General features: G+C 68.2%; 16 protein-coding genes. 9 read left to right on the top strand and 7 right to left on the bottom strand.

What is annotated here, in order from left to right:
- Positions 1-15: 15 nt before the first annotated feature.
- The 4 genes from ACFWU2_RS07230 to ACFWU2_RS07215 all read right to left on the bottom strand — a co-directional run bounded on the left by ACFWU2_RS07230 (position 16) and on the right by ACFWU2_RS07215 (position 6,827).
- On the bottom strand, positions 16-3,852 hold the full coding sequence (locus ACFWU2_RS07230) for an ABC transporter ATP-binding protein (protein ID WP_378603161.1): 3,837 nt from the start codon (positions 3,850-3,852) through the stop codon (positions 16-18).
- 46 nt (positions 3,853-3,898) lie between these two features.
- Entirely contained in the window at positions 3,899-4,678 is a 780-nt protein-coding gene (locus ACFWU2_RS07225; protein ID WP_378603158.1) for an ABC transporter permease, read from the bottom strand.
- Entirely contained in the window at positions 4,675-5,871 is a 1,197-nt protein-coding gene (locus ACFWU2_RS07220; RefSeq protein WP_378603155.1) for an ABC transporter ATP-binding protein, read from the bottom strand. Before ACFWU2_RS07220 ends, ACFWU2_RS07225 begins: the two co-directional genes overlap by 4 nt.
- A gap of 266 nt (positions 5,872-6,137) precedes the next feature.
- Complete coding sequence (locus ACFWU2_RS07215) at positions 6,138-6,827, bottom strand: hypothetical protein (protein WP_378603153.1); 690 nt, start codon at positions 6,825-6,827, stop codon at positions 6,138-6,140.
- A gap of 45 nt (positions 6,828-6,872) precedes the next feature.
- On the opposite strand from ACFWU2_RS07215, the gene ACFWU2_RS07210 reads away from it, so the two are divergent.
- A complete protein-coding gene (locus ACFWU2_RS07210) occupies positions 6,873-7,706 on the top strand; it encodes a helix-turn-helix domain-containing protein (protein ID WP_378603150.1) in 834 nt (277 codons plus the stop codon).
- 24 nt (positions 7,707-7,730) lie between these two features.
- Positions 7,731-8,189 (top strand): VOC family protein, encoded by a 459-nt coding sequence (locus ACFWU2_RS07205; protein ID WP_378603147.1) that lies wholly within the window; start codon positions 7,731-7,733, stop codon positions 8,187-8,189.
- Here ACFWU2_RS07205 and ACFWU2_RS07200 read toward each other — a convergent pair.
- Positions 8,171-9,229, bottom strand: coding sequence for a glutathione S-transferase family protein (locus ACFWU2_RS07200; protein ID WP_378603144.1), 1,059 nt, complete (start codon positions 9,227-9,229; stop codon positions 8,171-8,173). The genes ACFWU2_RS07205 and ACFWU2_RS07200 overlap by 19 nt on opposite strands.
- Before the next feature lie 33 nt (positions 9,230-9,262).
- Positions 9,263-9,955 (bottom strand): GNAT family N-acetyltransferase, encoded by a 693-nt coding sequence (locus tag ACFWU2_RS07195; protein WP_378603141.1) that lies wholly within the window; start codon positions 9,953-9,955, stop codon positions 9,263-9,265.
- 38 nt (positions 9,956-9,993) lie between these two features.
- Here ACFWU2_RS07195 and ACFWU2_RS07190 point away from each other — a divergent pair, with 38 nt between their 5' ends.
- The 4 genes from ACFWU2_RS07190 (at position 9,994) to ACFWU2_RS07175 (ending at position 14,532) form a co-directional block, all read left to right on the top strand.
- The gene (locus ACFWU2_RS07190; protein ID WP_378603138.1) at positions 9,994-11,505 is read left to right on the top strand and encodes an MFS transporter; all 1,512 of its coding nucleotides are present in this window, start codon (positions 9,994-9,996) and stop codon (positions 11,503-11,505) included.
- A 94-nt stretch (positions 11,506-11,599) separates the two neighbouring features.
- Positions 11,600-12,658, top strand: coding sequence for a class I adenylate-forming enzyme family protein (locus ACFWU2_RS07185; RefSeq protein ID WP_378603135.1), 1,059 nt, complete (start codon positions 11,600-11,602; stop codon positions 12,656-12,658).
- A gap of 112 nt (positions 12,659-12,770) precedes the next feature.
- Positions 12,771-13,532, top strand: coding sequence for a crotonase/enoyl-CoA hydratase family protein (locus tag ACFWU2_RS07180; RefSeq protein WP_378603132.1), 762 nt, complete (start codon positions 12,771-12,773; stop codon positions 13,530-13,532).
- Between the two features lie 22 nt (positions 13,533-13,554).
- Positions 13,555-14,532, top strand: coding sequence for an adenosine deaminase (locus ACFWU2_RS07175; RefSeq protein WP_378603129.1), 978 nt, complete (start codon positions 13,555-13,557; stop codon positions 14,530-14,532).
- A gap of 15 nt (positions 14,533-14,547) precedes the next feature.
- Here the strand turns inward: ACFWU2_RS07175 and ACFWU2_RS07170 are convergent, their stop codons facing one another.
- Positions 14,548-15,855, bottom strand: coding sequence for a D-arabinono-1,4-lactone oxidase (locus ACFWU2_RS07170; RefSeq protein WP_378603126.1), 1,308 nt, complete (start codon positions 15,853-15,855; stop codon positions 14,548-14,550).
- Between the two features lie 75 nt (positions 15,856-15,930).
- Here ACFWU2_RS07170 and ACFWU2_RS07165 point away from each other — a divergent pair, with 75 nt between their 5' ends.
- The 3 genes from ACFWU2_RS07165 to ACFWU2_RS07155 are packed head-to-tail and all read left to right on the top strand — an operon-like array spanning position 15,931 to position 18,470.
- Positions 15,931-16,599, top strand: coding sequence for a TetR/AcrR family transcriptional regulator (locus ACFWU2_RS07165; protein ID WP_378603123.1), 669 nt, complete (start codon positions 15,931-15,933; stop codon positions 16,597-16,599).
- A gap of 44 nt (positions 16,600-16,643) precedes the next feature.
- A complete protein-coding gene (locus ACFWU2_RS07160; protein WP_378603120.1) occupies positions 16,644-17,819 on the top strand; it encodes an amino acid deaminase/aldolase in 1,176 nt (391 codons plus the stop codon).
- 36 nt (positions 17,820-17,855) lie between these two features.
- Positions 17,856-18,470, top strand: coding sequence for an alpha/beta hydrolase (locus ACFWU2_RS07155; protein ID WP_378603117.1), 615 nt, complete (start codon positions 17,856-17,858; stop codon positions 18,468-18,470).
- The last annotated feature ends 21 nt before the right edge of the window (positions 18,471-18,491 follow it).

Here is an 18,491-nt window from a genome sequence, read left to right as displayed (position 1 = left end):
GCAGAACGGACCCCGTTACAAATGCGAGGACTCACGTGTGATCTGTGACGAGGGCGGGCGTACGACGCCGTCGCCCACGGTCTCCGGCACGAGCGCTCCGCTGGCGAGTTGCCACAATGTGGTGTACAGACTGCCGGCATGCCGCAGTGTCTCGTGGGGTCCGGTTTCGACGATCCGTCCGCCGTCCACCACCAGGATCAGGTCGGCGCGCGCTGCCGTTGCGAGGCGATGCGCGACGACGACCGCGGTGCGCGAACGCGTGACCGTCGCCCCCGCCTCGAGCACCGCGCGTTCCGTGGCGGGATCCAAGGTCGCGGTCGCCTCGTCGAGCAGCAACAGGTCGGGGTCGACCAGTTCCGCGCGGGCGAGCGCGATGAGCTGGCGCTGCCCCGCGGACAGTCCTTGCCCGCGCTCGCCGACGGGATGGTGCATACCGCCGCTCAGCCCGGCGATCATGTCCAGAGCACCGACGGCCCGGGCCGCACTCTCGATGCGCTCCCGACTCGATTCGGGCCGGCCGTAGGCGATGTTGCTCGCGATGGACCCGGTGAACAGATGTGCCTCTTGCGGCACCACGCCGAGCCTTGCGCGGTAGTCCGGCAGGCGGTAACGCCTCACATCGGTTCCGTCGACGCGCACCGCACCGGAGGTGGGGTCGTAGAACCGCGCCAGCAGTTTGACGACCGTCGACTTTCCGGCGCCGGTCCGGCCGACCAGAGCCACGGTCGCGCCCGCCGGAATGTCGAGATCCACGTCGGTGAGCGCGTCGCTGTCGGCGCCGCTGTACCGGAACCCGACGCCGCGGAGGCTCACGTCGCCGCGCAGGTGACCGGAAATGGGAACGTCCCCGGTCGGCCCGGTTTCGAGGGAACTCTCGGTGCGCAGAAGGTCGCCGATGCGACGCAGCCCGACGCGTGCCTGCTGGTAGCCGTCGAACACCTGCGACAACTGCTGGATGGGAGCGAAGAGCAGATTCAGATAGAGCACGAAGGCGATGAGCACACCGGGGGTTGCCGCACCCGACGCGACCTCGCGCGCGCCGACGAACACGACCGCGGCCAGCGCCAGGTCCGAGAGCAGCGAGATGAAGGGGAAGTACAGCGAGATCGCTCGCTGCGACCGCATGCGGCTGCGACGGTACGAGTCGGCACGTTCGGCGAACAGTCGGGCCGCGTTCTCCTCACGGCGATAGGCCTGCGCGGCCCGCAGACCCGTCACGTTCTCCTGGAACATCGCGTTGACCTGCGATATGCGCTCACGGGACTGCGCATATGCATCGCGTGAGATGGCCCTGAACCAGAATGTCACCGCGATGAGGACGGGGATCGCGGCCAGAACCACGAGGGCCAGCGACCCGTCGGTCACGATCAGTGCGACGGAGATGCCGGTCAGCGTCAGCACGCTGACCACTGCGGTCGACAGACCTGTCTGAATGAACTGGGACAGCGCATCCACGTCCGTCGTCATGCGCGTCATGATCCGGCCCGACAGTTCCCGTTCGTAGTAGTCGAGTCCGAGTCTCTGCAGGTGCGCATAACTGCGGACGCGCAGTCCGAACAGGACCCGCTCGCCGGCCCGGGCGGTCAGGATCGTCAGGATCGCCACCGCCGCCCAGCCGATCAGCGCGAGGACTGTGCCCGCGAACGCCGCTTCCCACAGCGCCTGCGGGTTGCCGGGGGTCACGCCGCGGTCGACGGCGAATCGCACGATCGTCGGAAAAGCGATTCCGGTGAGCGACTCGACCGCCAAGCACAGCGCTACGGCGGCGAGCAACAGTCGCACCGGCCGCAGCGTCGTCCACAAGCGGAACTCGGGATCGGGTCGGCGCAGCGCCTCCGAACGCAATGCCGGGGCGTCACCCGGGGTCTCGGTAGCCGGTGGGAGTGCGGCCACCGCTGCGCGCAACTCCGGTGTCGGAGCGACGGCGCCGAGCGCGCCGCTGCCCGGTCCACCGCCTCCGGGGCCGCGTGGAGCGGGGGGTGCCCCGGTGGCAGTCGGTGTGGTGGCCTCGGGCTCGAATTCGGCGGGCCAGAGGACATGGGCGTCGAGGGACTTCGGCTCGTCGGGCCGGTCCTCGTCGAGAACCTCGCTGCTCGACAGAAGGCGCCGGAACACAGGACTGCGTGCGTCGAGTTCGTCCGCGGTGCCCACGTCGACGATCCGGCCGCCGTCGAGCACCGCGACGCGGTCGGCGAGAGCCAGCGTGGAGCGGCGATGGGCGAGCACGAGGGTGGTGCGCTGGGGCTGTGCCCGGAGCGCGGCGTAGATCGCGGCTTCGGTTTCCGCGTCCACCGCCGACGTTGCATCGTCGAGAATCAGGACACGCGGGTCGACGAGCAGAGCCCGCGCGAGTGCGACGCGCTGTCGCTGTCCGCCGGACAGAGTCAATCCCCGTTCGCCGACGACGGTGTCGTACCCGTCGGGCAGCGCCTCGATGAACTCGTCGGCCCGTGCCGCGGTGGCGGCGGCTCGGATCTCCTCGTCGGTCGCGTCGGGACGACCCAGGGCGATGTTGGAGGCCACGGTGTCGGAGAACAGGAACGGTTCGTCGAAGACCAGGCTCACCGCCGAACGCACGTCGGCGGCGCGAAGCGATGCGACGTCGACGTCCTCGCCGTTCGAGGTCACGCACACCGATCCTGCGTGGGGCGCGTAGAAACGCGGGACGAGCAGCGACATGGCGGTTTTCCCGGAACCGGCCGGGCCGACGACCGCGACGGTCTCGCCGGGAGACAGCTCGAGATCGACGCCGCGAAGGACATCGCGGCCGGGTTCGAAACCGAAGGTGACGTTGCGGAAGGCCAGTCCGAGCGGACCCTCGGGGAGAGTCGCCGGATACGGGGGATCCGCGACATCGGGCTCGGTGTCGATCACCTCGTACACACGCTCGACCGCCGCACGGGAGAGTTGCGCCATGATCACGACCTGGGCGAGTGTCCGTGTCGTCGCGGTGGTCGTCGCGACATACGCCGTGAACGCGACGAACGTACCGACGGTGATCGTGCCCTCGAGGGCGAGCCAGCCGCCGATCGCAATGGTGGCTACCAGTCCCAGCTGAGGGATGGCGCCCATCGGTGCGGCGAACCGGGAGTTCACCCGGGCCGCGCGCAATCGTTCGGCGTAGAGCCGGCGCCCGTGGTCCTCGAGTTGGTCGACCGCCCGGCTTTCCTGTCCGAAACCTTTGACCACCCGCACGCCGGTGACCGTTTCCTCGACGTGCTGCGCGAGATCCGCCGCACGCTGCTGTGCCGACCACGTGGCCGCGAACAGTGTGGGACGGACGACGCGGACCACCGTCACGATGATCGGCACCGCCACCACTGCGACGAGGGTGAGCAGCGGGGACAGCGCGAGCATGATCACGACGGAGAGAACGAACTGCAACAGCGCACCCGCAGACATCGGTACGAGCGCGAGCAGTCCCTGGACGAGTTGCAGGTCCGTGATCGACCGGGATACCACCTGGCCGGTTCGGATCCGGTCCTGTCCGTGACCGTCGAGCCGTTGCAGCGATCCGAGCAGGCGGAGCCGAAGGTCGTGCTGAACGTTCAGAGACAAGCGTCCGGCGAGCATGCGCCGGCCGTACTGACATCCGAACCGGACGACCGCACCGGCAGCGATCGCGCCTGCGGCCAGCCCGATCAGTCGCGTGTCGTCCGGGGCGACGTCGCCCTGTCCGGTCGCGCTGTCGAGTGCGACCTTCGTCAGCAGCGGGAACGCGATGTCGATCAGTGCAGCGACGATCGTGACCGCGAGCGCCCCCAGCGCCTGATTGCGGTGGCGCAGGGCTTCGCCTCCGAGCCGACGTATCCAGCCGGTCGGAGGCGACTCCGGTGCTGTGAGGTGTGCCATCGAATCGACACTATCGCCGCCCGGTGACACCGGTGAGCGCGCGGGGTCAGACGAAGTCGCGGTTGCGGGTCCGCCACCAGCCGAGGCCACAGAACAGCACCGTCCAGAGGATCAGGACGAGGGGTGCGAGCGGCCACCGCACCGCCATCTCGGCGTCGTCCGGCATTTCGACCACCGAGAACAGCGTGTACCAGGTGACCTGTCCGGGCAGGTATTGCGCGATCGCGCCCAGCCCGATCCCGTGCAGGACCAGCGAGACGATCAGTTCACCGAACGGGATCCACGCGCAGATCGCGAGGACGGAACCCGTCATCGAGCCGGTGAGCAGTCCGAGTCCCGCGCCGATCAGCGCCCACAGCACCGCGCAGAGCAGACCGGTCCCGAGGACCGCGCCGACCGTTCCGAAATCGGCACCGCTGAACCCGCCGCCGAACAACAAGATGGTCAGGGCGGAAACGGCTTCGGCGACGAGACAGTACGCCAGACCGAAGATCGCGACGACCGCCAGTTTTGTCGCGAGAACCCGGTCGCGGCCCCGCGTGGTGAGGAACGTCGTGATCACGGTCCGGTGCTGGAATTCGCTGCCGGTGTTGACCACCCCGAACAACGCCGAGAAGAGGAACACCAGTGCCAGGGCCAGCGAGATACCCACTGCCGCTGCGGCGGCCTCCGCGAAGTCTTCGCCGACCACGTCTTCCAGTTGACGCATCACCGGCAGCGTCAGCGCCCCGCAGAACAATCCGACGAGGAGCGGAGCGATGCCGAGAATCCACCAGTAGCGCAGGCTCAGTACCTTGCGGAACTCGGCAGTCAGGAGCGCGGTCATGCGGAGGGTCCTTCTGATCCGGTCGGCTGTTGCTGCGGTGGGCCGTAGTACGGCTGCGGGGGATACGGCTGCGGCGCGTACTGCTGGTGGGGTCCGGGGTACTGCGGGTTCGGATACTGCTGGCCGGGGTGTTGCTGAGGCGGATATTGCTGGGCCGGGTAGTGCTGGGGCGGGTACGGCGTCTGTCCCCCGCCGGGGCCGCTCCACGGGCCGCCCGGTCCGGGGTGCGTAGCCGTGTAGCGACCGACGGTCATCGACAGGTACACCTGCTCGAGGTCGACACTTTCGACCGTCGTGCCGAAGAGGGTGACGTCTGATTCGGCGGCGAGTGTGGTGATCCGGTCGGCCGAGAGGCCCACGACCGCCAGGCGCCCGTCGGGCTGGACCTGCGCGTCGGTGTGCCCGGCCGCGGCGAGGGCGGTGGCGAGCCGGGCAGGGTCCGATGCGGCAACCAGGACACGTGGCCGGTACGTCGCACGGAGTTCCTCCATGCTGCTCGCGGCCACCAGTGCTCCGTTGCTGATGATGACGAGGCGGTCCGCCATCTGTTCGACCTCGCGCAGGATGTGGCTCGAGATCAGCACCGTCCCGCCGTTGCGGGCGTAGGAGACGAGGAAATCGCGCAGCCAGGCCATGCCCTCGGGATCGAGACCGTTGGCCGGTTCGTCGAGGACCAGATACCGCGGCTGCCCCAGCAGCGCTGTCGCGAGCGCGAGGCGCTGGCGCATGCCGAGCGAGAACTCACCGATATGGCGCCTCGCGGCGGGCGCCAAACCGACCAGATCGAGCATCTGCGTCGCGCGGGTGTCGGGAACCCCGATTGCCGCGCAGTACACGCGCAGGTGTGTCAGAGCCGTGTGTTTCGGGTGTGCGCTGCGCGCGTCGAGTACCGCGCCCACGATCTGTGCGGGGTGCTCGAGGTCCGTGAACGGGACACCGTCGATGAAAGCGGCTCCGGAGGTCGGGCGGATGAGGCCGAGCACCATGCCCAGCGTGGTCGTCTTACCGGAACCGTTGGGGCCGAGGAAACCGGTGACGGAACCGGGAGGAACCGTGAAACTCAGGTCGGCCACCGCGGTGTGTGTGCCGAACGCCTTGGTCAGTCCCTGGACGACGATCCCCGCGGGCGGCACAGACGGCTGCCCACCGAATCCTGCACCGCCGTACGGCGTGTGCGCTGACGGTGTTGTCACCGGTGAGAACCCCCTTGCACTCGGCCACGCGGCACCGTGCCACGAGCCTTCGTGAGCTTACGTGCAGGACCGCGACGACTCACGATGTCCGTATCACGGGAATGGGCAGACGACCGAGTCCACGCGGGAGGACGGAAACGTGCCCGGGGAGCGGTTCCGGGGCTGCAATCGGCGTCGCACGACGCGCGATGTCGTCGTCGCCGATCGCAGCATCCCGGCGGGTCAACGCGTCCTGGTGCTGTGGGCGCCCGACGGCGCGTCCACCGTCAGACCGCGGGAGGCACCGTCCGGAGTTCGCTCCACGTCGCAGGCGGCGGGCCGAAGGCGTCGCGGGCGTTGGTGATGGTGCGCTTGCCGATCGCACGGTTGCCCGCACCACCGATCGCCGCACCGATTCCGGCGGGGACCAGTTTGCCCAGCACCAGTGCGCTCCGTTTGGCGAGGTACTTGCGAACGAACCCCTTCACGAGCGAGTTGTTCACGACTTTCAACTGCTTGTTGTCGAGTTGGCCGGTGAGCGCTTTCGGCAAGTTCTTCATCGACGTACCTGTGGCCGCCGCGACGATCTCCTTGCCGGCGTCGCCGAGCGCGACCGCCAGCACGAGTGCCCGTCGCTGTTCGTGGTCGTGGGGTTCGATGCCGTGTACGGCCGCAATCGCGAGGGTGAGCAGCGCCGACGCTTCCAGGAAGAAGATCGTCTCTGCGCCCACCGCGCCGATCGCCGCGACGGTGCCCACTCCGGGGAAGGCCGCGGTCGCGCCCACTGCGGACCCGCTGCCCGTGACGCCGAGCAGGAACTGCTTTTCGAGACGAGTGATGATCTGTGCGGGGGTTTCGTCCGGATGCGCGCGACGCAGGAGCTCGACGTACTTCGCAACTGCGGGTCCCTGCAGCCTGCTGCCGTTGTCGAGCAACCGCACGAGCATTTTCTCGACGGGTCCCGTGGTGTCCTTCATTCGGCTTCTGTCCTCTTTCCTGCGGGAGCTGGTTACGCTTGTCGTGTGACCGGCTCGTCTGGCGCAGTTGGGGTTTCCCAGGGTGCTCGGCAGCGGCCTGCGCCGCTGCTGAGACCGTTCGTGCGTTGGTACGAAGGATATCGGCTGGCGGGCTTTCCGCCCGGAATCCACCGCGGTATGCCGTCACCGGAAGTTACGGTAATTATCACGTTTGGCGAGCCGATTGCCCTGCTTCCCGACGTCGGACCGCCCGACATATTCGACGCACTCGCGAGTGGTTTGTCGTCCGAGCCGGTGATCATCGCGCACACCGGATTCCAGCACGGGATCCAGTTGTCGCTGACACCCTCGGGCGCCCGCGCCCTCCTCGGCGTACCCGCCGCCGCACTGGGGTCGTGGGCTGTCGATCTCGAGGACGTGCTGGGCGTGGACTATCGGGAACTGAACGACGGTCTGGCCGGCACGCCCACGTGGCCGGCGAGATTCGCCATTCTCGATCGCGTCCTCGCCAGACGCCTCGTGGCGAGTGGCGACGTGGAAATAGAGAGCGCACTCTCGCAGGCGTGGCGGATGCTGGTGTCCGATCCGGGACGTCCGGTTCGGGCAGTGGCCGACGAACTCGGGTGGAGCCGAAGGCATCTCACCGGACGGTTCGTCGCGGAATTCGGCCTCCCACCCAAAGAGGTCGCGCGGGTCGCGCGTTTTCACCGCTCACGGAACCTGTTGCGTACCGCGGGACCGCATCGCCTCGCAGACGTCGCCGCCGTGTGCGGCTACTACGACCAAGCCCACCTGGCCCGGGAGTGGCGCGACCTCGCCGGTGTGCCGCCGTCCCGCTGGCTGGCCGAGGAAGTGTTCCCAATCGTCCAAGACGAGTGAGCCGCCGGCGCGAAGACTGGGGCCATGACAAACACATCGGATACCACAGCAACGACGACAACCACCGGCAGCGGATCGCTCGGCCAGGCCCCCGGAGTGTGGCCCTGCCTGTCCTACAGCGACGCGCGGGCCGCGATTCGTTTCCTCGTCGACACCCTCGGATTCGCCGAAAGCGCCGTCTACGGGGAGGGAGACCGCGTCGACCACGCCGAACTGACGTGGCCGTACGGCGGCGGACTGATGCTCGGGTCCGTCAAGCGTGAGACCGCGTTGAGGCCGCAGCCCGACGACGGCTCGGTGTATCTCGTCGTACCCGAGGACTCCATAGCCGACGACCTGTACCGGAAGGTCGTCGACGCCGGTGCGACCATCACCGTCGAACTCCGTGACGAGGACTACGGATCACACGGGTTCACCTGCCGCGACCCGCACGGCGTGTACTTCAGTATCGGCACCTACCCCGGTCACGGATTCGGCGAGTGACGACGCGGCGCGTGGTCGGGAGGCACGCTCTCGGCCACGCGCGGCGGCGGTGGCGGAGTGCCGTCGCCGAACGGTCTCCCGCCCAGGACTTCCCGTCCGTGCGGACTGAGCCAATTCGACAGATCGGGCCCTCGCGGAACGATCCGGCTCGGATTGATATCGGTGTGCACGAGATAGTAGTGCTGCTTGATCTGCACGAAATCGACGGTGTCGCCGAAACCGGGTGTCTGGAACAGGTCTCGGGCGTATCCCCAGAGCGCGGGAAACGCCGTGAGCGGATTCCGGTTGCACTTGAAGTGGCCGTGATAGACCGGATCGAAGCGCACCAGAGTCGTGAACAGTCGCACATCGGCCTCGGTGATCGAATCGCCCACGAGGTAACGACGGGTGCCCAGTCGTTCCTCGAGCTGATCGAGTCGCGCGAACAGCCGGTCGAAGGATTGGTCGTACGACGCCTGCGAACCCGCGAACCCGCACCGGTACACGCCGTTGTTCACGTCGCGGTACACGGCGTCGGCCACCTCGTCGATTTCGTCCCGCAACCTCTCCGGATACAACTCGGGTGCGCCGTCCCGGTGATATTGCGTCCACTCGGTGGAGAAGTCGAGCGTCATCTGCGCGTAGTCGTTGGTGACGACTTCGCCTGTCGGGACGTCGACGATCGCGGGAACGGTGATTCCCCGGTCGTACCCGGGGAACCGGGCGAAGTAGGCGTCCTGCAGCCGCGGGATGCCGAGTACCGGGTCGACGCCGCCGGGATCGAGGTCGAAGGTCCAGCTGCGTTCGTCGTGCGTGGGACCGCACAGGCCCAGCGACAGCGCGTCTTCGAGCCCCAGCAGTCGCCGCACGATCACGGCGCGGTTCGCCCATGGGCACGCCCGCGCCGCGACGAGCCGGTAACGCCCGGGTTCGACGGGATAGCCGTCGCGGCCGTCGGCGGTGATGCGGGTGTCGATGTACCGGGTGTCACGCGTGAAGCCGGAACCGGGCTCGACGTAGGTGCCGCCGGTCTTCTTGTTTGATCCGCGGTTCTCGGCCACGGCGCACCTCGCTCTGTCTCGGGCCGACGCGTGTTACGGGTCGGCGGGTAGTCGCACGGTCATCTGTGTTCCCCATTCGGTGTACCCCGACACGGCAGCGAGTCCACGGGCGGCGACGTTGCCCCGCCGCACCCGGGACATGGGGATCAAGCCTGTGTCGAGCGCGTCGTGGGTCGCGAGCGTCGTCACGGTCGCGGCGAGTCCGAGCCGCCGGTACTCGGGTGCGGAGATCACACGCACGTCGGCGAGCAGCGAATGCAGTTCGCGGTAGCCCGCTCCGGCGAGGGGCCGGCGATCGTCGTCGAGCAGAACGAACGATCGGCTCGGCCACGCGAGCGGCAGATCGGTTTCGGTCACGTCGTCGGGAGGGCAGTGACGCAAGAGTTCGGCGAGGTCCTCGGCCTCGTGGGAGACGAGGGGGTCGCGTACGCGCGTCGCGTCCACCCAGTCGGCGCACAGTCCGAGATCCTCGATGCGTACCGCGCGCCCGCCGGTGGCGTTGCGTACCGCGGTCTCGTCGATTCGGTCGGGCGTGAGTTCCGCGATCGCCGACACGGCCGATTCGGGACCGACCACCGCGACGGCGTCGCCCACCCGCAGGATGCGAAGGGTCCGCGTCGTCGCGTCCACGCGCAGTACCGCACCGGGCGTGGTGAGTGCGGTGTCGGCGAGTCCGAGTGCACGGCACCATGCCAAGGTGGCGATGCTCGAGAGATGCGGGTCCACCGGGATACCGTAGACCTTCGAGGAGCGGAGGGGTTTTCGTGAGCGGTGTTACCGAGGGGAGCGGTGCGGCTACGTCGGAGGGGACCGGTGGGCAATGGGCGGCCTTGGCTGCGCTGTGCCTCGGGTTCTTCATGATCCTGGTGGACAGCACCATCGTCGCCGTGGCGAACCCGGCGATCCTGCGTGCGTTCGAGACCGACATCGACAGCGTCGTCTGGGTCACCAGCGCCTACCTGCTCGCGTACGCGGTGCCGCTACTGGTCACCGGACGGCTGGGCGATCGTTTCGGCCCCCGGCGGATGTACCTGAGCGGTCTCGTCGTCTTCACAGGAGCGTCGCTGTGGTGCGGCATGTCGTCGACGGTCGAGATGCTCATCGTGGCGCGCGTGTTCCAGGGGTTCGGCGCCGCGATGATGTCGCCGCAGACAATGACCGTGATCACCCGGATCTTTCCGCCCGGCCGTCGTGGCAGTGCCATGGGGTTGTGGGGGGCGGTGGCAGGCATCGCGACGTTGGCCGGTCCCCTCGCCGGCGGTGTTCTGGTGGACACTCTCGGGTGGGAGTGGATTTTCTTCGTGAACGTCCCCGTCGGCATCGTCGGGTTCCTTCTCGCCGTCCGGTATGTGCCGGTTCTGCCCACTCACGCTCACCGCCTCGACATTCCCGGCGTGATATTGAGCGGTCTGGGCTTGTTCTGTCTCGTATTCGGCATCCAGGAAGCCAACTCGTACGACTGGTCCGCGAGGGTGTGGTTGCTGATCGGTGCCGGCATCGCGTTGCTGGTGGCGTTCGTCCGGTATCAGGCGGTCACCCGCGGCGAGGCACTCGTGCCGCTCGTGTTGTTCCGAGACCGCAACTTCTGCCTGGCGAACGTGGGGATCGCCTCGATCGGCTTCGCGATCACGTCCGTGATGCTGCCGTTCATGTTCTACGCCCAGGCGGTGCGGGGGCTGAGCCCGACCGGCGCAGCAGTGCTCATGATTCCGATGGCGGTGCTGAGCGGGGTGCTCGCACCGGGCGTGGGCCGTCTCGTCGACCGGGTGCATCCGAGGGTGATCGCGTCCGGCGGGTTCGCCCTCCTCACCATCGCGTTCGCATGGCTGTCGCTGGTCATGACCCCCGATACGTCCACTCTGCAGTTGTTGCTGCCGATCGGGCTGATGGGCGTCGCGAGCGCCGCTATCTGGTCGCCGTTGTCGGCGACCGCCACCAATCACCTCTCGCGGGGCCTCGCCGGTGCAGGTTCCGGTGTGTACAACACCACCCGGCAGGTCGGGGCGGTGCTCGGCAGCGCGGCACTGGGATCGCTCATGGCAGCGCGACTGTCGACGAACGGCTTGGGTAGTGGTGGTGCGTCCGAGATGGATGCCCTCGAGATGCCGGTCTCCCTGCGCGAACCGTTCGCGGCGGCGATGGCCCAGTCCATGTGGCTGCCGACGGCAGTCCTGCTGGTGGGTCTCGTCGCGTCGCTGGCTTTCGAACGTCCGCGGAGCCAGAGACTGCGGCGCGAGGCGGGCGCGCAGACTGCTGCCGAGAGCGCTGCACTGTGACCCGGCGTGTGCGTTCTACGCCGCTTCGTCGTTCACGCCCCCCGAGTGTGACGCGCGCCATATAGTTCAACCACGCGCAGCCGTGGGAGGTGGCATGTCATTGGCGGTGGTGGAGATTCCCGCTGGGGCCGGGTGGTTGAGGGACGAGCGCGTCACGCGTCGTTCCGGGGGCATCCTCCAGTACGAAGGGCTGGAAACGTGCCTGGCAGAACTTCTCGATCGCAGTGCACTCAGATTCTCGAACAATGTTGCAGCGGTTGATCGTTCGGGAAACACCCTCACGTATCGCGACCTGTGGTCGGCGGCGGCGCGGGTCGCGGGAGGGTTGCTCGACCAAGGGGTCGGACCGGCAGACCGGGTGGTCGTGGACTACTGCAACGGTTTCGAGTGGCTGCGAGCGTTTCTCGGCGTCGTACTCGCCGGTGCCGTACCCGTTCTGCCCGATCCGGCGTGCAGCGAAGCCGAACTCGAGTGGATCGTGTCCGACAGCGGTGCGGTGCTCTGCCTTCAGGGTCCACCGCCCGACGGCATCGCGTTCCTCGACGGCGGAGCGTCGCCGGACGAACTTGCACTGCTGTATTACGTGCGCAGATGGGGCGGAGGCATGCACGGGGTCGAACTGACCAACACCAACGTGCTGTCGACGATCGAAGCAGTCGCGCGCGCGATGAATCTGGCGGGGGAGAGTGCCCGCACGGTCATCACCGCGCCGCTGTCGACGTCGGTCGGATGCAGCGTGCAGTTGCTGCCCACGCTGGCGTTCGGCGGCACGGTGGTCGCGTCGGGTTCGCGCGGGATCAGGGTGCCGTGGCGGCATCCTCGTGCGTCGTTCCCCTCCGCGCGATGCGTCCGCGGATGGGGAGTGGCCGAGACGGGCGGCATCGGGCTGTTGCTGCCGTCCGAGTACCGCAAGGAGCATCCCCGCAGTGTGGGTGTCCCGTTCGGGGGAATCGAGGTGGGACTTCTCGGCCCCGGCGCCGAAAGCGGTGTCGGTGAGTTGCTGTGCCGGGGCCCCAGCGTGGCGAGACGCTATTGGAACGACCCGGTAGGGACGGCCGACACGTTCTCCGACGACGGGTGGTTCCGTACCGGCGACCAGGTGTACATCGACGACGAGGGGTTCGTCTATCCGGTGGCCGTGCGGGTGGCGTGAGCGGTGGGACAGGACATCTCGCGACCGCCGGCGTCCGGTATACACCGGGTAACCGAATTCTCCGGCCGGGCGAGCGGGGACGGTCCGCACCCCACAACAGAAGGATGCATTCATGTCCGACGAAGTCCTGCTCGAGCGTCGTGGCCGAGTCCTCATCATCACCATCAACCGGCCCGACGCGCGGAACGCGGTCAACGCGGCGGTCAGTCGCGGTCTCGCCGACGCGGTCGACACCCTCGACGAGGACGCCGGACTCTCGGTCGGTGTGCTGACCGGCGCCGGCGGGAACTTCTGCGCCGGGATGGACCTCAAGGCATTCGTCGCGGGTGAGAACGTTGCGATCCCCGGTAAGGGACTCGGCTTCACCGAAGCCCCGCCCCGCAAGCCGCTCATCGCGGCCGTCGAAGGTTTCGCGCTGGCCGGCGGCACCGAACTGGTTCTCGCGACCGACCTGGTGGTCGCGGCGAAGAACGCGAAGTTCGGCATCCCCGAGGTCAAACGAGGTCTGGTCGCGGCAGGCGGTGGCCTGCTGCGGCTTCCGTCCCGCATTCCGTACCAGAAGGCGATGGAACTGGCTCTGACCGGCGACTCCTTCACTGCGGAGGAAGCCCACGGCTTCGGTTTCGTCAACACGCTGACCGAGCCCGGTGCGGCACTCGACGGCGCTCTCGCGCTGGCCGAGCGCATCACCGCCAACGGTCCGCTGGCCGTGGCGGTGACCAAGGAGATCATCGCCAAGTCGGTGGACTGGGCGTCGGACGAAGCATTCTCCAAGCAGATGGAACTGGCCGCTCCCGTGTTCGTCTCCGAAGATGCGCGCGAGGGTGCGACGGCGTTCGCGGAAAAGCGGCCACCCGTGTGGCAGGGCCGGTAGGGCCGGCAGAGGGGACACGCCCGTGACATCGAGGGACGACCTCGGCGACGTGGGACAGCACGCGTCACCGGAAGATGCACTGGCCGAACTGCACGTGCACATCGAAGGCACGCTCGAGCCGGAAATGATGCTCGAACTGGCCGAACGCAACCGCGTGACGTTGCCGCACGGGGACGTCGACTACCTCCTGGCCGGGCACGAGTTCACGGGGTTGCAGTCGTTTCTCGATCTGTACTACGCGAACATGGAGGTTCTCCGCACCGCTGAGGACTTCTCCGATCTCGCCCGTGCGTACCTTGCGCGCGCTGCACGTGCCGGGATCACCCACGCCGAGTTCTTCTTCGATCCGCAGGCGCATGTGGTGCGCGGAGTCCCGCTCACGGAGGTGGTGGAGGGGCTGTCCGATGCCGTCGCGGTGTCCCGCCGGGAGTTCGGCGTCGACGCGGCGATGATCGCCTCGATCGTGCGCGACCATCCGGTACCGGACGCCCACGCGATCTTCGGTGAGCTGATGCGCCTTCAGGCTCCGATCGTCGCGCTCGGCCTCGATTCGGCGGAGGTCGGGTACCCGCCGTCACTCTTCGAAGACGTCTTCGCGCGCGCCCGGGCGGAGGGTTTGCACATCACCGTGCATGCCGGCGAAGAGGGGCCGCCCGAGTACGTGTGGCAGGCGCTCGATCTGCTCGGTGCCGAACGCATCGACCACGGGATTCGTTCGCTGGAAGATCCTGCCCTCATCGAGCGCCTCGTCGAGGAACAGATCCCGCTTACCACCTGCCCGCTGTCGAACGTGCGGTTGCACGTCGTCGACTCGCTGGCAGCGCACCCGCTGCACCGGATGCTCGATGCAGGCTTGGCGGTGACCATCAACTCCGATGATCCCGCGTACTTCGGCGGTTACATCGACGACGTATTCGCTGCCTTGCACGACGAGCTCGGTCTCACCGAAGAGGAGCGGAAGCTCCTCGCGCGCAATTCGATCCGAGCTGCGTTCACCTGAGCGCGGCGGCGTCCGTCATGCGCCGAGCACCCGGTCGAGATACGGATTGGCGAACATGCGGGCGGGGTCCACCCGATCGCGTACGGCCAGGAAATCATCGAATCGTGGGTAGGTCGCGCGCAGGTCGCCGGCGGCGCGTCCGTGCATCTTTCCCCAGTGCGGACGGCCGCCCACGGCACGCATGATCGACTCGACCGCATCGAAGTACGCGCGATGGTCGCGCCGGTGGAACTGGTGCACGGCGACGTACGCGGTCTCGCGGCCGTACGCGGTCGACAACCAGACGTCGTCCGGTGCGGCGAAGCGCACTTCCACGGGGAACCCGATCCGGGTGCCGCTTGCCTCCAGCCAGGAGTCGATCTCGCGGAGCACCTCCGGCAGGGTCCCGACCGGGATGGCGTATTCCATTTCGCGGAACCGGACCCGGCGCGGGGAGGCGAACACCCGGTAACTGCGGTCGACGAAGGTGCGGGCGGACAGGGCGCGCGAGGCGATCCGGTTGAGCTGCGGGATGGCGCCGGGAGCGCGGGTGCCGACGTGCTGGAAGGCTCCGAACACGCCGTTGGAGAGGACCTCGTCGTCGAGCAGTCCTCGGAACCGTCCGACCGGCTGGGTGGGGGCGGCGCCGCCCAGTCGGGTGTTGTGTTTGGTCAGCACACCGTCGGTGTGGGGAAACCAGTAGAACTCGAAGTGGTCCACGCCGGTCCGAAGCGATTCGATGTTTTCGAGTGTCTCGTGCAAGGACGACGGCGCTTCGTGTGCGCGCAGCCGGAACGCCGGTACGCAGTCGAGGGTGACCGTCGCGAGGATGCCCAGCGCGCCGAGGCCCAGCCGGGCGGCTTCGAACAGCGCCGGGTCGCGCTCGGGTGAACATTCCGCCACACTTCCGTCGGCGAGGACGATGGTCAGTCCCCGCACCGAAGCCGCGAGGCCTGTGAAACCCGTTCCGGTGCCGTGTGTTCCGGTCGAGATGGCACCTGCGATGGTCTGGACGTCGATGTCGCCGAGGTTGGGTACCGCCAGTCCCATCTCCCATAGCATCGAACTCAGGTCGCGCAGGCGCGTGCCCGCGGACACGGTCACGAGGGCTCCGGTGGGGGTCTGTTCCGTCGAGAGGATTCCCGAGAGGGCGCCGAGCGACACCAGCGTGCCGTCGGTGACGGCGACGCCTGTGAAGGAATGGCCCGCGCCCACCGCCTTGACGTGCTCGTCGCGCCGGGACGCGCGGGCAACCACGGCGACGAGATCGTCGATCGTGCGGGGGGTGTCGAAACGCCGGGGTGACGCCGCTTCGGTCCGCGCCCAGTTGTGCCAGGTTGCCATCGCACAATCATGATCTTGGACAACCGTTCAGGTCAATAGCCACACCGGAGTGACACCGCGATCTACGATCGGACCATGCTGAATCGGTTGCCCGCGGATGAGCGCCGGGCACAACTCGTCGAGTCCGCGCTCGCGCTCGCCGAGCAGGGAGGAGTGGGCGCGGTGACCGTCCGTGCGGTCGCCGAGAAGGCCGGGGTATCCCTCGGTGTCGTGCACTACTGCTTCGAGAACAAGGAAGCGCTCGTCATCGCGATGGCGGAAACGCTCATCGACCAGCTGGGCGAGGCCATGAACGCGGCCTTCGACATTCCCGACGACGGGCCCGGCCCGGAGGGGCTGATCGGACTCCGTCAGCTCCTGCACGCGGGCCTCACCGCGATGTGGCCCGCTCTCGAGTTCACGGCCGGACGCCAGCTGCTCACCTACGAGATCACCGCGTACTCGTTGCGGCACCGGCCCGCCGGGATCGCGCCCACCGGTGCGGGTTCGCCCGTTGCGAGCGGCGACATCGCGGCACTGCAGTACCAGCGGATGGACGACCACGCGGGCCACTTCCTGCTGGCGTGCGCCGACCGATCCGGCACCGAATGGATCGAACCCGTCCCCAGCCTCGCGCGACTGGCGCTGGCGCTGCTCGACGGGCTCGTGCTCCGCTGGCTCGTCGATCAGGACAACGACGCGGTGACCATCGAACTGGACAACCTTGCGGGGATCATCGCCTCCCGCGCCATCGAACGACCTTGATCGACCCGATCGACGTTTCCGACCGACAACCGGATGGATGTGCCGTGCTCCACGCTGCCCTCGACCGACTCGACGCCGCCACCGCCGAACTCGATCCGCCTTTCGCTGCACTCGACCTGCAGACCCTGCGCGGAAATGCACAGGACCTGCTCCGGCGTGCGGGAGGCACGCCCGTCCGGGTCGCAAGCAAATCGGTGCGGTGCCGCGCGGTCCTCGAGGAGGTTCTCGGTCCCGAACTGACGGAGCGTGAGGGATTCCGCGGGATCATGGCGTACTCCCTGCGGGAGGCGTTGTGGCTCGTGGAACAAGGAGCACGCGACGTGCTGATGGGTTACCCGACGGTCGATCGCGGCGCACTCGCCGAATTGGCTTCTCGCCCCGCCGCGCTCGACTCGATCACGTTGATGATCGATTCGGACGCGCACCTGAGCATCATCCGTAATGCCATGGGGGCGGCGCGCGTACGGCCACGGGTGTGCGTGGACGTCGACGCATCGCTTCGCGTCGGACCGGTGCATCTGGGGGTGCGACGTTCGCCGTTGCGCACCCCGGACCAAGTGGCCGCGCTGGCGCGCCGTGCCGACTCCGCCGGCTTCACCGTGGTCGGAGTGATGTTCTACGAAGCCCAGATCGCCGGTCTCCCGGACTCTTCGGCTCCGGTCCGCTGGGTCAAGCGCGCGTCCGCTGCCGAGCTCGCCACCCGGCGCGGGACCGTGGTCGACGCGGTGCGTGCGGTCATCGGCGACCTCGAGATCGTCAACAGCGGTGGAACGGGTTCTCTCGAGGTCAGCTCCGCCGATGCGGTCGTCACCGAGGTCACCGCCGGATCCGGACTCTACGTACCCACGCTGTTCGACCACTACCGCGCTTTCACCCCCCAGCCGTCGCTCTTCTTCGCGTTGCCCGCGGTGCGGAAACCCACAGCGGCGATCACGACATTGTTCGGCGGCGGCTACATCGCCTCGGGACCGGCCTCCGGCTCGCGGGTGCCGCGGCCCGTGCGGCCTGCGGGACTGAGATTGCTCCGTAACGAGGGTGCCGGGGAGGTGCAGACACCGGTGACGGGTCGTGCGGCCCGGGACATCCCGATCGGCGACAGGGTCTGGTTCCGGCACGCGAAGGCCGGTGAACTGTGTGAGCGTTTCGCTCGGTTGTACGTCGTGGACGGCGAGACCTGCGCCGAAGTACCCACTTACCGTGGCGAGGGCCATTGCTGGTGAACCCCCGGCTGGTGACCCGGATGGAAGAATGCGCCCATGCCGTTCTTCCCGGGAAGCACCGGCCGGATGCATTGGCGGCAGTGGTCCGTCGACGAGCCCCGCGCCGGAGTGATCTTCGCGCATGGGATGGGTCAGCACACCGGTCACTACCACCGGTTCGCCGGGGGACTCGCCGCGCACGGCATCGCACTGTGGGGCCTCGATCTGGCGGGGCACGGATTGTCGGAAGGGCAACCGGGGCGGGCCGGAGACATAGCGGACCATGCCGCGGATCTCGCAACGCTCACCGCGATCGCCGAATCGAGTGGAGTGCCGCTCGTGCTCATGGGCCACTCGCTCGGCGCGGCGTCGTCTCTCGCGCTCCTGCGCTCCGATGCGGCACGGTTCGTCGGTGTCGTGCTCTGTGGCACGCCGCGCCGAGCTGCGGTTCCGGAGACCGCGGCTCTGCTCTCCACGACCGGCTCGGCGGCGCTCGCCCTGCACGGCCTCGACGACAGGCTGGCGCCCGTCGGACCCGTGCGTGAGTGGGCCGCGTCCATCCCCACTCTGCGGTGGCGGGACTATGCCGATGCCGGGCACGACCTGCTGCACGAGCCCGGACACCGGCTCGTGACGGAAGAGGTCGCCGGGTTCGTGCTCGAGGTGTCGTGAACGCGGCGGGTGCGGCGGCGC

This window comes from Rhodococcus sp. NPDC058639, from assembly GCF_042717545.1.
Classification (GTDB): Bacteria; Actinomycetota; Actinomycetes; order Mycobacteriales; family Mycobacteriaceae; genus Rhodococcus.
Note: the sequence above shows the minus strand (reverse complement) of the source record. Positions and strands in the feature narration are given on the sequence as shown.

What these genes read in the sequence shown, in the direction of transcription:
- ACFWU2_RS07155 (WP_378603117.1), top strand. Translation starts at nt 17,856, where the DNA reads ATGCCGTTCTTCCCGGGAAGCACCGGCCGGATGCATTGGCGGCAGTGG.
- ACFWU2_RS07165 (WP_378603123.1), top strand. Translation starts at nt 15,931, where the DNA reads ATGCTGAATCGGTTGCCCGCGGATGAGCGCCGGGCACAACTCGTCGAG.
- ACFWU2_RS07170 (WP_378603126.1), bottom strand. Translation starts at nt 15,855, where the DNA reads ATGGCAACCTGGCACAACTGGGCGCGGACCGAAGCGGCGTCACCCCGG.
- ACFWU2_RS07215 (WP_378603153.1), bottom strand. Translation starts at nt 6,827, where the DNA reads ATGAAGGACACCACGGGACCCGTCGAGAAAATGCTCGTGCGGTTGCTC.
- ACFWU2_RS07230 (WP_378603161.1), bottom strand. Translation starts at nt 3,852, where the DNA reads ATGGCACACCTCACAGCACCGGAGTCGCCTCCGACCGGCTGGATACGT.
- ACFWU2_RS07225 (WP_378603158.1), bottom strand. Translation starts at nt 4,678, where the DNA reads ATGACCGCGCTCCTGACTGCCGAGTTCCGCAAGGTACTGAGCCTGCGC.
- ACFWU2_RS07205 (WP_378603147.1), top strand. Translation starts at nt 7,731, where the DNA reads ATGACAAACACATCGGATACCACAGCAACGACGACAACCACCGGCAGC.
- ACFWU2_RS07185 (WP_378603135.1), top strand. Translation starts at nt 11,600, where the DNA reads ATGTCATTGGCGGTGGTGGAGATTCCCGCTGGGGCCGGGTGGTTGAGG.
- ACFWU2_RS07180 (WP_378603132.1), top strand. Translation starts at nt 12,771, where the DNA reads ATGTCCGACGAAGTCCTGCTCGAGCGTCGTGGCCGAGTCCTCATCATC.